The 14,405-nt window shown below is 67.2% G+C and carries 11 protein-coding genes and 2 pseudogenes; 4 read left to right on the top strand and 9 right to left on the bottom strand.

Features of this window, described 5'->3' with window-relative positions:
- Positions 1–172: 172 nt before the first annotated feature.
- A complete protein-coding gene (gene glgB / locus AB8P05_RS19920) occupies positions 173–2,473 on the bottom strand; it encodes a 1,4-alpha-glucan branching protein GlgB (protein WP_472760572.1) in 2,301 nt (766 codons plus the stop codon).
- Positions 2,474–2,758: 285 nt separating this feature from the next.
- Positions 2,759–6,136: a maltose alpha-D-glucosyltransferase gene (gene treS / locus AB8P05_RS19915; protein ID WP_472760571.1), complete on the bottom strand. Its 3,378-nt coding sequence runs from the start codon at positions 6,134–6,136 to the stop codon at positions 2,759–2,761.
- Between the two features lie 283 nt (positions 6,137–6,419).
- Here treS and AB8P05_RS19910 point away from each other — a divergent pair, with 283 nt between their 5' ends.
- The 3 genes from AB8P05_RS19910 to AB8P05_RS19900 all read left to right on the top strand — a co-directional run bounded on the left by AB8P05_RS19910 (position 6,420) and on the right by AB8P05_RS19900 (position 8,125).
- Complete coding sequence (locus tag AB8P05_RS19910; RefSeq protein WP_472760570.1) at positions 6,420–7,349, top strand: glycosyltransferase; 930 nt, start codon at positions 6,420–6,422, stop codon at positions 7,347–7,349.
- An 88-nt stretch (positions 7,350–7,437) separates the two neighbouring features.
- Complete coding sequence (locus tag AB8P05_RS19905) at positions 7,438–7,605, top strand: hypothetical protein (RefSeq protein ID WP_455174575.1); 168 nt, start codon at positions 7,438–7,440, stop codon at positions 7,603–7,605.
- Between the two features lie 181 nt (positions 7,606–7,786).
- Complete coding sequence (locus tag AB8P05_RS19900; protein WP_472760569.1) at positions 7,787–8,125, top strand: hypothetical protein; 339 nt, start codon at positions 7,787–7,789, stop codon at positions 8,123–8,125.
- 139 nt (positions 8,126–8,264) lie between these two features.
- On the opposite strand, the gene pdxR is transcribed toward AB8P05_RS19900, so the two are convergent.
- Together pdxR and AB8P05_RS19890 are read right to left on the bottom strand one after the other, a co-directional pair.
- The gene (gene pdxR / locus AB8P05_RS19895; RefSeq protein ID WP_472760568.1) at positions 8,265–9,575 is read right to left on the bottom strand and encodes a MocR-like pyridoxine biosynthesis transcription factor PdxR; all 1,311 of its coding nucleotides are present in this window, start codon (positions 9,573–9,575) and stop codon (positions 8,265–8,267) included.
- A pseudogene (locus AB8P05_RS19890) lies at positions 9,542–9,745 on the bottom strand (GntR family transcriptional regulator); the annotation flags it as partial. The gene pdxR and the pseudogene AB8P05_RS19890, both read right to left, overlap by 34 nt.
- Positions 9,746–9,866: 121 nt before the next feature.
- Here AB8P05_RS19890 and AB8P05_RS19885 point away from each other — a divergent pair.
- Positions 9,867–10,540: pseudogene (locus AB8P05_RS19885) on the top strand (pyridoxamine 5'-phosphate oxidase family protein).
- Between the two features lie 137 nt (positions 10,541–10,677).
- Here the strand turns inward: AB8P05_RS19885 and AB8P05_RS19880 are convergent.
- The 5 genes from AB8P05_RS19880 to rplM form a co-directional block, all read right to left on the bottom strand.
- Positions 10,678–11,274 carry an OmpA family protein gene (locus AB8P05_RS19880; protein WP_455174579.1) on the bottom strand — a complete coding sequence of 199 codons (597 nt, stop codon included), beginning with the start codon at positions 11,272–11,274 and terminating at the stop codon, positions 10,678–10,680.
- A gap of 170 nt (positions 11,275–11,444) precedes the next feature.
- A complete protein-coding gene (locus tag AB8P05_RS19875) occupies positions 11,445–11,981 on the bottom strand; it encodes a gamma carbonic anhydrase family protein (RefSeq protein WP_455174580.1) in 537 nt (178 codons plus the stop codon).
- A 165-nt stretch (positions 11,982–12,146) separates the two neighbouring features.
- Positions 12,147–13,211: an N-acetyl-gamma-glutamyl-phosphate reductase gene (gene argC, locus AB8P05_RS19870; protein ID WP_455174581.1), complete on the bottom strand. Its 1,065-nt coding sequence runs from the start codon at positions 13,209–13,211 to the stop codon at positions 12,147–12,149.
- Positions 13,212–13,361: 150 nt separating this feature from the next.
- On the bottom strand, positions 13,362–13,850 hold the full coding sequence (gene rpsI, locus AB8P05_RS19865) for a 30S ribosomal protein S9 (protein WP_455174582.1): 489 nt from the start codon (positions 13,848–13,850) through the stop codon (positions 13,362–13,364).
- Between the two features lie 2 nt (positions 13,851–13,852).
- Positions 13,853–14,317, bottom strand: a complete 465-nt coding sequence (gene rplM / locus AB8P05_RS19860; protein ID WP_014187880.1) for a 50S ribosomal protein L13 — start codon at positions 14,315–14,317, stop codon at positions 13,853–13,855.
- Between the last annotated feature and the right edge of the window lie 88 nt (positions 14,318–14,405).

Raw genomic sequence — 14,405 nt, 5'->3', positions numbered from 1 at the left:
GTCCCGGCGGGAAAACGGCGCATCCGGCAGTCGGTCATCGGGGCGGACATGCGCAGGCCTCCTTCATCCGGGGATAGTTTCGTCCCATCAGAGACTCTTCCTATCACGGATGGGCGACGGCGGTAAGCCCGGCAAGGCAATCCGGCCGGGCCGGGTCCGCGCCTCCTCACCCCTACTCCGCCTTCCGCTCCAGAATCAGCGTCGACAGCGGCGGGATGGTCAGGTCGAGCGAGTGGGTGCGGCCGTGCCAGGGGACTTCCTCGGCATAGACTCCGCCGCCGGGGTTGCCGACGCCGCTGCCGCCGTATCTGCCGTCGTCGGTGTTGATGCGCTCGACATAGCGGCCGGGCAGAGGCACGCCGACGCGGTAGCCCTGACGCGGGACCGGCGTGAAGTTGCAGACGGCGATGACGATGTGCTCGGGGTCGTCGGCCTTGCGCAGGAAGGTGAAGACCGAATTCTCGTTGTCGTTCGACTCGATCCACTCGAAGCCGGACGGGTCGCAGTCGGTCTTGTGCAGCGGCTCCAGATCGCGGTAGACGCCGTTCAGGTCGCGCACGAGGTCGCGCATGCCGCGGTGCATCGGCAGGTCCAGCAGGTGCCAGTCCAGGCTGCGCGCCTCGCTCCACTCGCTCCACTGGGCGAACTCGCCGCCCATGAACAGCAGCTTCTTGCCGGGGTGGGCGAACATGAAGCCGTAATAGGCGCGCAGGTTGGCGAATTTCTGCCAGTCGTCGCCCGGCATCTTGTTGATGAGAGAGCCCTTGCCATGGACCACCTCGTCATGGCTGAGCGGCAGCACGAAGTTTTCGGAGAACTGATAGATCAGCCCGAAGGTCATCTGGTGGTGATGGTAGCGGCGGTGGATCGGGTCGTTCTGCATGTAGTGCAGCGTGTCGTGCATCCACCCCATGTTCCATTTGTAGCCGAAGCCGAGACCGCCGAGGTAGGTCGGCTTCGACACCATCGGCCATGAGGTGGACTCCTCCGCCACCGTCATGGCGCCCGGCTGCTGGCCATAGACCAGCTCGTTCATGCGCTTGAGGAAGGCGATGGATTCGAGGTTCTCGCGACCGCCGAACTTGTTGGGGATCCACTCCCCTTCCTTGCGGCTGTAGTCGAGATAGAGCATGGAGGCGACGGCATCGACGCGCAGCCCGTCCAGCTTGTAATGGTCGAGCCAGAACAGCGCGTTGCCCAGCAGGAAGTTCTGCACCTCCGTCCGGCCGAAATTGTAGATCAGGGTGTTCCAATCCTGGTGGAAGCCCTGGCGCGGGTCGGCATGCTCGTACAAATGCGTGCCGTCGAACTCGCCCAGCCCGTGCGGGTCGGTCGGGAAATGGCCGGGCACCCAATCCAGCAGCACGCCCAGGCCGGCGCGGTGGCAGGCGTTGACGAAGTCCTTGAAGTCCTCCGGCGAGCCGTGGCGGGCGGTCGGGGCATAGAGGCCGATGGGCTGGTAGCCCCAGGAGCCGTCGAACGGATGTTCGGTGATCGGCAGCAACTCGATATGGGTGAAGCCCATGTCCTTGGCGTAGGGGATCAGCCGCTCCGCCAGTTCCTGGTAGGTCAGGAAGCGGTTGTCCTCCTCCGGCACCCGCGCCCAGGAACCGAGATGGACCTCGTAGATGGAGATCGGCGCGGTGCGGTCCGATGTGGCGACCTTGCGGCTCTGCCACTCCTGGTCGCGCCACTCGTAGGACGGCAGGCCGTGGACGACCGAGGCGGTGGCCGGGCGCATCTCCGCCTGGAAGGCGTAGGGGTCGGCCTTGGCCGGCATCAGGTTGCCGTTGGGCCCACGGATCTCGAACTTGTAGCGCTGGCCGGCATGGGCGTGGGGGACGAAGATCTCCCAGACGCCGACCTCGACGCGCCGGCGCATCGGCAGGCGGCGGCCGTCCCAGTTGTTGAAGTCGCCGACGACGCTGACGCTGCGCGCACTCGGCGCCCAGACGGCGAAGGACACGCCGGCGATGCCGTCGACCTCGCGCGGGTGGGCGCCCAGCTTCTCGTAATTGCGCAGGTGGGTGCCCTCGGCCAGCAGATGGACGTCCAGTTCGCCCAGCATGTTGCCGAAGCGGTAGGCGTCCTCGAACTCCTGGGTCGCCAGCGGGTATTGGGCGCGCAGGCGGTAGCGGAAGCGCTCCGTCCGGTCGGGCATCACCGCGAGGTAGAAGCCGTCCTGGTGGATGCGCTCGGCCTCGCCCGCCGGTTCGCCGGTGGCGCTGTCGATCACCCACAGCTTTTCTGCGCCGGGCACGAAGGCACGGACCTCCACCGGGCGGCCGGGGGCCTCCTGCTGCATGCCCAGCACGGCGAAGGGATCGCCATGGTCGGCCCGTGCGATGGCGTCGGCCGCCGCACGCAGGGCCTCCTTCCGATGATCGGGCCGGTCATCGGTACGGGGCTGACCGCCGTCACGGCCTTCGGGGACGCCGGTCTGCGCCTGGTCCTTGCGGGTGTCCGTCGTCATGTCGCTCGCCATTGGCCAAGTGCCCTTCTTCGTGGAGGCCCTATCGTCTTCATGGACTGTCGATCTCTCGCCGTCCAGCCCGGAACGGTGCAGCGGATGGCCCCCTCCCTAACCCTCCCCCACCTGCGGTGGGAGAGGGGACTGCCGCCGCTTTGCGTAAGGCACCCTCTCCCGCAAAGCGGGGGAGGGTTGGGGAGGGGGCAGCCGTTGACACCGGGTCGCCTTCTCCGGACGTGAACATACCCGCGGCGGTTTCGTCACACCATTCCCGCCGGGGTTCTGTGTTCAGCCCCTTTCGGCATCGTCGAGGAGGCCCAGAACGCCCTTCACCGGGATGCCGATCCAGTTGGGCCGGTTCGCCGCCTCGTAGCCGATCTCGTAGAAGGCCTTTTCCAGCAGGAACAGGGTCAGCAGGCCGCGCGCAGCCTCATCGCCCGCCCCATTCTGCGCGGGCCAGACCGGGCAGCCCTCGATGGCCGTGCGGTAGCCGTCGAGGAAGGAGTCGATGCTGCGGCGTTCCCAGTCGCGGGCGGCGGCCAGCGCCGGGCTGTCGCCGCTGTTGGACCCCTCGCCCGCGCTGTCCAGACGGAACAGCGCCGCCCAGGCGGCATAGTTGAAGGAGCGCAGCATGCCGGCCACGTCGCGCAGCGGACTGGACTTGGCGCGGCGTTCCTCCAGCGTCTTCGCCGGCTCGCCTTCGAAGTCCAGGATGTACCAGTCGTTCTGCGCCCGCACGACCTGTCCCAGGTGGTAGTCGCCGTGGATGCGGGTCTTGACGGCGTCGATGCGCATGGCCGCCAGCGCGTCGAGCCGCGCCATCGCCTCGGCCCGGCGGGCCAGCAGCTGTTCGGCGTCGGCGCGCACGTCGGCCGGCAGGCGGTCCAGCGTTCCGGGCAGGGCGGCGAATGCGGCCTCCGCCTGGGCGCGGGCGGCATCGGCCCAGCCGGCCACATCCTCTGCCGAGATCGGCTCCGGATCGAAGGCGGGCCTGCCGGTGCCCTGCGCCAGCGCGCGGTGCAGTTCGGCGGTGCGCTGGCCCAGCGTGGTCATCATCACCAGATGCATGCCGAAGGGCTCGCCCGCCTCCGCCGCGTCCTCGGTGGTGCCGGCGACGCCAAGGCGGATGTCCTCCAACTGGCGTTCCAGCTCCTCAACCGTGCTGGCCCAGCCGTCGCCCTGGTTGCGGACGAAAGCCTGGGCCACCGCCAGCGCGGTCGGCGTGCCGTCGGCCGCCACCTGCTCCACCGTGCCCAGCAGGGCCGGGGTGTTGGCGAAGCCGACCTCCGTCAGGAAGCGGCCCATCTCAACCTCGGGATGCTCGCCCTCCACCAGACGGCGCAGCACCTTCAGCACGATCTGGCTGTCGACAAGGACGGAGGTGTTGCTCTGCTCCACGCCCAGCCGCCGCACCTCGGCCTCTTCCGACAGGTCGATGGCGGCCAGCGCGTCGGTGGCGGTGAAGCGGATGCCGTCGCCGCCGTCCATGCCCGGCGCCGACATCGCCCGCAGCGTCTCGCCGCGCCGCAGGGCCTCGATCAGGGCGAGCGCGAAGCTGTCGGCCTGCACCGCGTCATAGATGGCGCCGGTCCGCGGACCCCGCCGCACCTTGGCCAGCGTGTAGGGAAGCAGCGGCCAGCCGGTGCCGCCCGCCCCGTTCTCCCAGCTCATCGCCAGCGGCAGGAAATAGCTCTGGTCGGCGGCGTCGCCATCCTGCGCGCCTCCACTTGGGGCACCACTCAGGCCCACCTGGGTGCGGACCAGCATGAAGCCGTCGCCCGGACCCGGCAGCTGGGCGGCCATGGTGACGTGCGAGCGGGTGATGCGGCGGTCCTTGGCGGAGAACCAGCGCTGCTTGGGCAGGAAGGCCTGCAGGATGTCGCGGCCCAGCTCGTCCGCCGCCTTGCCGCTGGTCAGGCTGTGCCAGCCGTCGCGCACCACCACGGTCAGCAGGTCCGGCACCGGCTCCGGCGGCGTTTCGTGCCAGGTCGGCAGCTCCGCCTCCGCGGTCAGCGCGAACCAGTAGAAGCCGTAGGCCGGCAGCGTCAGCAGATAGGGAAGGTCGCCGATCGGCGGGAAGACGGTGCGGCCCAGCAACTCTACCGGGATGCGGCCCTTCCAGGTCTTCAGGTCCAGCTCCACCGCCTGGGCCGAGCGCGACAGGTTGGCGACGCACAGCGCGATCTCCGACCCGTTCTCCGTCTCCAGGCAGCGGACATAGGCCAGGACCTTGCGGTTGCCGGGATAGAGCAGCGAGAAGCTGCCGCGGCCGAAGCTCTGGCGCTGCTTGCGCACCGCCACCAGCCGCTTCATCCAGTTCAGCAGCGAGGAGGGATTGCGCGCCTGCGCCTCGACATTGACGGCCATGAAGCCGTAGATCGGGTCGAGCACCGCCGGCAGGTAGAGCCGCGCCGGGTCGGCGCGCGAGAAGCCGCCGTTGCGGTCGATCGACCATTGCATCGGCGTGCGCACGCCGTCGCGGTCGCCGAGATAGATGTTGTCGCCCATGCCGATCTCGTCGCCGTAATAGAGCACCGGCGTGCCGGGCATCGACATCAGCAGGCTGTTCAGCAACTCGATCTTGCGGCGGTCGTTCTCCAGCAGCGGGGCCAGGCGGCGGCGGATGCCGAGGTTGATCCGCATGCGCCGGTCGGCGGCGTAGAAGTTCCAGAGATAGTCGCGCTCGCTGTCGGTGACCATCTCCAGCGTCAATTCATCGTGGTTGCGCAGGAAGATGGCCCATTGGCAGTCGGCCGGAATGTCGGGCGTCTGGCGCATGATGTCGGCGATGGGATGCCGGTCCTCCATCGCCACCGCCATGTAGATGCGCGGCATCAGCGGGAAGTGGAAGGACATGTGGCATTCGTCGCCGCCCTTCTCGGGATCGCCGAAATAGGGCAGCACGTCCTCCGGCCACTGGTTGGCCTCGGCCAGCAGCATGCGGTCGGGGTACTCGGCGTCGAGTGCTGCGCGGATCGCCTTCAGGACGTCGTGCGTCTCCGGCAGGTTCTCGTTGTTGGTGCCCTCGCGCTCCTTCAGGTAGGGGATGGCGTCGAGCCGCAGCCCGTCCACTCCGATGTCCAGCCAGAAGCGCATGACTTTCAGCACCTCCTCCAGAACTTCGGGATTGTCGAAGTTCAGGTCAGGCTGGTGCGAATAGAAGCGGTGCCAGTAATAGGCGTTGGCGACCGGATCCCAGGTCCAGTTGGACTTTTCCGTGTCGCAGAAGATGATCCGCGTGCCCTGGTATTTCTGGTCGCTGTCGGACCAGACATAATAGTCGCGGTGGTTGGAGCCGGGAGGCGCCTCCCGCGCGCGCTGGAACCAGGGATGCTGGTCGGAGGTGTGGTTGATGACCAGTTCGGTAATCACCCGCAGGCCGCGGTTGTGGCATTCCTCCATGAAGCGCCGGAAATCCTCCAGGTTCCCGTAGGTCGGGTTGACCGAGGTGTAGTCGGCGATGTCATAGCCGTCGTCGCGCAGCGGGGACGGATAGAAGGGCAGAAGCCACACCGCCGTCACGCCCAGTTCCTGGATGTAATCCAGCTTCTGGGTCAGGCCGGCGAAATCGCCGATGCCGTCGTTGTCGGCGTCGAAGAACGCCTTGATGTGAAGTTGGTAGATGACGGCGTCCTTGTACCAGAGCCGGTCCTGCCGATCGATCATGGGTCCAGCACTTTCGAGAAGCGATTGACGGAACACGTGTCGCGGGAACACGGAACGGAAACAAGCCACGCGGTCGAAGGTTTCACCCGAACGGCCATCCGGCAACCCCTGACTTCCGGATAGGCAGGACGATCAGACCCAAGGCGTACACCGAACAGGGGGGCGTGCTGCGCCGGCCTTCGAAAGCGCGGCAACCCGGTCTGGACAGCGGTTGACGTAGAAGGATAATGCAGGCAGGGTGGGTGTACGTACCACCAAACGCCTAAGGCGTACCGGATACATCATGCTGGGTTCCTTCATCGTCGTCACCGGCGGCGATTCCCGCTATCACCCGATGATCCGCGAGCTGATCGCGTCGCTGCGGGCGCTCCGGCCCGCGGCGGACTGCCCCGTCGGGGTGATCGACGCCGGCCTGACCGACGATCAGATCGCGGAGCTGAAGGCGCAGGGTGCGGCGGTGGTGACGCCGCCCTGGCCGGTCAGCATCCCGGCGCACAAGCTGCGCAACCGCATCCACCTGAAGGCCAACCTCGCCAAGTTGCACCTGCCGACATACTTCCCCGGCTACGACACGCTGATCTGGATCGACGCCGACGCCTGGGTGCAGGATTGGGAGGCGGTGGAGATGCTGCGGCGGGGGGCGGCGCTGAACCGCTTCGCCATCGTCGCCCAGTTCGGCCGCTTCTCGGAGACGGAACTGCGGTTGGACTGGCTGTTCGGCCGCTTCGCGCGGGTGCGCTCCATCCTGTTCAAGAACTCCTGCCGCGCCGGCCTGAGCAAGGCGGAATGCCGGGCGCTGGCGACCCGCCCGACGCTGAATGCCGGCGCCTATGCGCTGAAGGCGGACGCGCCCCATTGGGAGGCGTTCCAGCGCTGGCAGAAGCGGGTGCTGCGCAAGGGCCGGCTGTTCACGTCGGACCAGCTGGCGATGGCCGGGGCGGTCTATCTGGACGGGCTGCCGGTGGAGTTGCTGCCGGAATGGTGCAACTACATCGGCCCCTGGCGCTTCGACCCGGAGCGGCGGGAACTGGTGGAGTATTACCTGCCAAACCGCCGGCTGGGCATCGTTCACATGGCCGGCGAGGACGCCATGCGCGCCGACCCGTCGGTGCTGCGTCCGGTGCTGGACATGCAGGACCGCACCCACCAGCTGAGCCTGCGCTACCCCGCCTGGGAAGTGCCGGCGGTGGAGCAGGTGGCGGAAGCGGTTTAGCGGTCTGCCCTCCTGTTCGCAAAGTTCCATGCTATTTTTCTTTCGGTGCCGGTCGATTTCCTGACGTGACCTGCGGGGAGAATGCGAGATGGCAACCTTCAACAGGGGCCCGGCGATGACCGACGAGGATGTGAAAGCGATGAAGGAAGCGATCCGGCAGGCGACGGAACGTGCACTGGAGTCGCCCGAAGCCGCCCGCCGGTTCCTGGAACGGATCTCCGCGCCTCCGGCGAACCATCACGAGGACGCGGACTGATCCTGTCCGATGATCGAACTCTCCAACCAGTTCACTCTTGGCTATTCCTGAAGCTGTGGGTGAGGCTGTTCTCTTTTGAGACAGCATGGGCAATGACCTAGCCATAACCCTTAGCAGCAACTTTTCTGGCAACTCCCATTCTTCCGCGCTATATATCTATTATAAACACGTGGAGATTGATATGGACATGGATTTGCACAGAAAACGCGCCAAGGAAGCGTGGCCGATCCTCGTGGAAGCTGCAAGACGCAACACGCCCCTCACCTATAAACAATTAAGCGATGCTATAGGTGTACATTGGCGTGTTGCGAGCCTGTATCTTGGTGTGATTCAGAAATATTGTAAGACCGAAAACATTCCACCTTTGCAGGCGCTTGCGGTCAATGGCACAACGGGGCTACCGGGCAATGGATACTGCGGCAGCTCTAATAATAAAAAATCACATATCGCCATATTGATGAAAATTCATCATCATAAATGGGACAAAGCCCCACCCAACTTCTCGCACATCACACTTTAATTTATTGCCGATCCTCAACTATCCTTACAATCATCATGTCCCAAAATGTATCAGCAGATACTGAACTTGAGTATCAAAAACTAAGCTGGTGTGCCGGATAGAAGCTACCTTTCTTGGGCTTGGCTTCCGCATAGTGCCATCACCCGGCCGCCAGCCGCGCCAGATCGCGCACCGCGCGGTCGAGCGCCGCCGGGTCGTGGGCGGCGAAGCCCAGCAGCAGGCCGTTGCCGGCGGCGCCGTCCGCATCGCGGTGGTAGCCGGACAGGGCCGGCGTGGTCAGGCCGATGCGGGCGGCGCGTTCGGCCAGGGCATGGTCGGGGCAGTCGGGCGGCAGGCGCAGCAGGATGTGCATTCCGGCCTCCCCGGCCTCCGCATGGGCGAAGCCGGCGAAGGCGCGGGCGACCGACTCCAGGATGGCGGCGCGCTTGGCGGCGTAGAGGGAGCGCATGGCCCGCAGGTGCGAGGCGAAATGGCCGTCGGCCAGGAAGCGGTGCAGGGCCGCCTGCGGCACCACGCTGGTCCCGCCGTCGAAATGGCGGCGCGCGGCGCGCACCGGCTCCACCAGATCGGGCGGCACCACGACATAGCCGAGACGCAGCGCCGGGAACATCACCTTGCTGAAGCTGCCGACATAGATGACCCGGCCGGCGCCGTCCAAGCCCTGGAGGGCGGCCAGCGGGGGGCCGGCATAGCGGAACTCGCTGTCGTAATCGTCCTCGACGATCCAGGCGTCACGGGCCGCCGCCCAGTCCAGCAGGCGCAGGCGGCGCGCCAGGCTCATGGTCACGCCCAGCGGAAACTGGTGGGAGGGGGTGACCAGCGCCAGCCGGGCGTCGGCCCCGCGGGCCATGCCGGCGGCGACGTCGATGCCCTCCCCGTCCACCGGCAGCGGCACCAGCCGCGCCCCGGCGCCCAGCAGGGCGGCGCGGTTGCCGGGCCAGCCCGGCTCCTCCACCCAGGCCGCATCGCCGGGATCGAGCAGAAGCTGGGCCATCAGCGCCAACCCCTGCTGCGCGCCGGATACGATGACGACCTGCTCCGGTTCGCAGCGGACGGCGCGGACGGCACGCAGATAGGCGGCGATCTCCACCCGCAGCGGAGCGTAGCCGAGCGGGTCGGGGTCGGTCGCCAGCACCCGCCCGCCCTGGCGCCAGCAGCGGCCGAGCAACTGCGCCCACAGCTCGAAGGGGAAGGCGCCGAGGTCCGGCGTGCCGAGCGCGAAGGGCCGGCCCGCCCGGTCGCGGGCGATGGCCGGCGCCTGGGCCAGCGCAAGGCCGCGTGCGGACAGGCCGACTCCCTCCGCGCTTCGCCGCGGGCTGCGACGCCGCCGGGCCGCGCATCGGGCAGGGAGGTGGCGACGAAGGTGCCGGCCCCGACCCGGCCGGTGACGTACCCCTCCGCCAGCAGCGTGTCGTAGGCGGTCACCACCGTGTTGCGCGAAAGCCCCCAATCGGCGGCGAGCGCCCGGCTGGGCGGCAGCCTCTCCCCCGGGCGCAGCCGGCCGTCCAGCACCGCCTGACGGAGCGCGCGGTAGAGCTGGCGGTGCAGCGGCTCCGCTCCGTCGCGGTCGAGCGCCACCGGTCCCAGGCTGGACAGAACCGGACGCGCCGGGCGGGCCATGAGGATCCTTCCCGAGGGTTGGAGAATTGGTCCCTATGGAATCGACATTCCGGACCTTTCGAGGGGGCCATTCTGCCGGTCATTCTAGGTCATCGCAACAGTTCCGGCCTCGAGCACGACCATGACCAGCCTTCTCGCCGACACCTCCGCCACCGAGTCCCCCGCCGCCCTGGCCCAAACCCCGCGCACCCGGCCGGTGCGGCTGGGCGACCGCGGCAGCCATGACGTCGCCCTGATCCACGCCATCATCGATGAGGCGCCGATCTGCCACGTCGGCTTCGTCGACGACGCCATCAAGGGGCATGCCGCGCCCTCTCCCATGGTGATCCCGACGGTCCCCTGGCGCGTGGGGGACGAGCTGATGATCCATGGCGCCTCCTCCAGCCGGATGATCCGGCGGCTGCAGGAGGGGGCGAGGCCTGCGTCACCCTGTCGCTGATCGACGGCTGGGTGCTGGCGCGGTCGGCCTTCCACCATTCCGTCAACTACCGCTCGGTGATGCTGTTCGGCCGGCCCAGGCTGGTGGCGGAAGAGGCGGAGAAGCGCGCGGCACTCGACGCGCTGATGGAGAAGATCGAGCCCGGCCGCAGCGCCAAGGTGCGGGCGCCCAACGTGCAGGAACTGAAGGCGACCGCCGTTCTGGCCTTCCCCATCGCGGAGGCGTCGGCCAAGCGGCGCTCCGGCCCGCCCGGCGACGATCCGGAGGATATGGACCACCCGGTGTGGGCAGGCGTGGTGCCGCTGCGGCTGACCGCCGGCGAGCCGGAACAGGACCCGGCCCAGGTCGCAGGCTGAGAAGCTTGGGCTGAACATCGGCCGAAAACGGAAAAAGGCCGCGACCGGGAAGCCCGGCGCGGCCTTTTTCCTGCGGTTTCTTCCGCTGGCGGGAAGGCCGTTCCGAAACCCCCGGAGCGGCCCCCTGCCAACCGTCCTTAGGACGACGGAGCGTTCAGCAGGCGCGGCAGGATCTGCGCACGACGGTTGGACGGCTCGCGCACGTTCGGGCCGGTCTGGACCAGCAGCTGGCTCTCGCCCTTGCCTTCGGTCGTGATGTTGGCGGCCTGGATGCCCTTGGCGACCAGGGCCTTCTTGACCGCGTCGGCGCGACGGATCGACAGGCGCTGGTTGTAGGCCGGCGAACCCGACGTGTCGGTGTGACCGACGACGTGGATCTTGGCGCCACCGTTCTTCAGGATGGCCGACACCGCGTCACCGATCACGCGATCGGCGGCCGGGGTGATGTTCGACTTATCCCAGTCGAAGAACACCAGGTATTCGCTCTGGACCGCAGCGACGGCGGCCGGAGCCGGAGCGGCGGCGGCCGGCGGGCACGGATAGCTGCCCTGGTGGATGACGTAGCCGCCGTCACCGGTGCGGGCGGCGACATTGCCCCAGCCGATGACCGGGTTGCACCACTCGGTGCCCTTGCCGACCAGGCTCGCGTCCTGGGCATTGGCGGCCGCCGACAGACCGAAAGCGACGATGGCGGCCGGGATGGCAGCCAGACCCGCGCGAACAATAGTCTTCATTGTCTTCACTCCCTTCCAGAACCCTTCCCCATCAGAGTGCCTGCGGGGGATGAACCTATCAATCGAAGCATCTGCCCACGTGCAAGCGCGGTATCGACCTTCACAACATGTGGTGTGCGGCAACGTTCCGACACCTCAGCCGTTCGACCGAACCCTACCTGAACCTTGACCTATGCTCCACTTCCATAGCAGCTTTTCCGGTAGGTTTCCGCCAAATCCGTATAACGGTGGCTGAGCACAGGAAAAACCGCGAGATCTTTTTCCGTAAGCTCGCGAACCGGTCTAGCAGGGCTGCCGGCCCACAAGAATCCGGACGTCACCCGCTTTCCGGGCGTCACCAGAGCACCGGCTGCGACCATCGCCCGCGACTCGACATAGGCCCCATCCAGGATGCAGGCCTTCATGCCGATGAAGCAGCCGTCTTCCAGCGTGCAGGCGTGCAGCATCGCCATATGGCCGACGGTGATGTCGTCGCCGATGTAGGTGCCCTGCCCTTCAGAGGCCACGTGGATCACGGTGCCGTCCTGAATGTTGGTGCGAGCGCCGATTCGGACCTCGTTGACGTCTCCACGCACGGTGCAGCCGTACCAGATGCTGCTGTTCGCCCCGATCACGACATCACCGATCACCGCCGCCGTTTCCGCGATGAACGCGGTCGGGTCGACGGTGGGCAGGATGCCGTTGAAGGCGCGGACAAGGCCGGTCATCAGGTCGTACCGAAGTCGTGCATGACGGGCGGGATTGAAGCACCGGAAGGCTTAAGGCACCACCTGATTTCGCATTGACAGGGCAAAGCAAATCCCGATTGGTGCCTCCGTGCAACAGTGCGGACAGGGGGCCACAACGCTGTCACAGCCCCCTGCCCCGACCGGTCACGGGAAAAGCGGCGCCTGATCGATGCCGGTGGTCTCGCCCAGGCCCATCATGACGTTCATGTTCTGGATGGCCTGGCCCGAGGCGCCCTTCACCAGATTGTCGATCACCGACACGATGATGGCGCCGCGAGGGGTGCGGTCGGCGACCACGCCCATCAGGCAGTGGTTGGACGCGCGGACATGGCGGGTTGCCGGCACCACGCCGGCCGGGGTCACCCCGACGAAGGGCTCGTCGGCATAGCGGGCGGCCAGCGTCGCGCGCAGGTCGTCGGCGGTGACACCGTCGGCCATGCGGACATAGATGGTCGCCATCATGCCGCGGTTCATCGGCACCAGATGCGGGGTGAAGGAGACGGTGACCGGACGGCCGGCGGCCAGCCGCAGCTCCTGCTCGATCTCCGGCATGTGGCGGTGATGGCCGACGCCGTAGGCGTTGAAGCCTTCCGACACCTCGGTGAACAGGTTGGCCTGCTTGGCGTCGCGGCCGGCGCCCGACACGCCGGACTTGGCGTCGATGATGATGCCACCCGGCTCGATCTGGTTCTCCAGCAGCAGCGGCAACAGCGGCAGCAGCGAGCTGGTCGGGTAGCAGCCCGGATTCGCCACCACCCGCGCCTTGCGCACGCCCTGGCGGTTGAACTCGGTCAGGCCGTAGGCGACCTCCTTCTGCAGGTCGACGGCGCGATGCTCATGCCCGTACCAGGTGGCGTATTCGGCCGGGTCGCTCAGGCGGAAATCGGCGGACAGGTCGACCACCTTCAGGCCGCTGGGCAGGCCGGCGATCACCTCCTGCGTGGTGCCGTGCGGCAGGGCGCAGAAGATGAAGTCCAGGCCGTCCCACTTCAGCTCTTCGATCTTCACCAGATCGGGCAGGCCATAGCCGCCCAGATGCGGGAACACCTCCGCCATCGGCTTGCCGGCCTGTCGTTCGGCGGTCAGCGCGGCGATCTCGACGTTCGGGTGGCGCAGCAGCATGCGCACCAGTTCGGCGCCGGTGTAGCCGGAAGCGCCCAGGATGCCGACGCGGATCTTCGAACCGCCGGAAGTGCTGATCGAGGCCATGAAAGCGTTGTCCTTCGCTGAAAAGACGATCTGACGACGGGGAACCTGTATCCGGGATAAGCGAAACTGTGATGACAGGCAAAAAGAAAGGGGCGCCCCTTTTCGGGACGCCCCTCGCTTGTACCGTAAAGCCGCGGGTCCGTGTAGGGATTAGCGCTTCGAGAACTGGAAGCTGCGGCGGGCCTTGGCGCGGCCGTACTTCTTACGCTCGACCGTACGGGCGTCGCGGGTCAGGAAGCCGGCGGCCTTCAGCGGCGGGCGCAGGGCCGGCTCGAAGTAGGTCAGCGCCTTGGAGATGCCGTGACGGACGGCACCGGCCTGGCCCGACAGACCGCCGCCGGTGACGGTGGCGACCACGTCGAACTGCTCGACGCGCTCGGTCACGCCGAACGGCTGGGCGATCATCATGCGCAGCACCGGACGGGCGAAATAGACCGTCTGGTCGCGGCCGTTCACGGTGACCTTGCCGGTGCCCGGCTTGATCCACACGCGGGCGACGGCGTCCTTGCGCTTGCCGGTGGCGTAGGCGCGGCCCTGGGCGTCCAGCTTCGGAGCGGCCAGCTCTTCGGTGACGGTCGCGGTGGCGGCGGCGCCCGTCAGATCCTTCAGGCTGGAGAGGGTGGTGGTGACCTGAGCCATGCTTACGCGCTCCGCTTATTCTTCGGGTTCAGGGCGCCGATGTCGAGGGCGACCGGCTGCTGCGCATCGTGCGGATGCGTGGCGCCCTTGTAGACCTTGAGGTGCGTCATCTGCTGACGGCCGAGCGGACCGCGCGGAACCATGCGCTCCACGGCCTTCTCGATCACGCGCTCCGGATACTTGCCGTCCAGGATCTGGCCCTTGGAACGGCCCTTGATCCCGCCCGGATAGCCGGTGTGCCAGTAGAAGATGTCGGCGTCGCGCTTGTTGCCGGTCAGCTTCACCTTTTCCGCGTTGATCACGACGACATGGTCGCCGCAATCCATGTGCGGGGTGTAGGTCGGCTTGTTCTTGCCACGCAGGATGTTCGCCAGGATGCTGGCGAGCCGGCCGAGAACGAGGCCGTCGGCGTCGACGACGTACCACTTCTTCTCGATTTCGGTCGGCTTCAGATTGAAGGTCTTCATCGCCACACTCGTTTCTTCGAATACGGATCGGCAGGCCGCCGAATCCGGGGCGCCGAAGCGGACGGCTTTCTACGGGCAGCGGCGCGCC

The organism is Azospirillum sp. VT-I1 (assembly GCF_055698305.1).
Note: the sequence above shows the minus strand (reverse complement) of the source record. Positions and strands in the feature narration are given on the sequence as shown.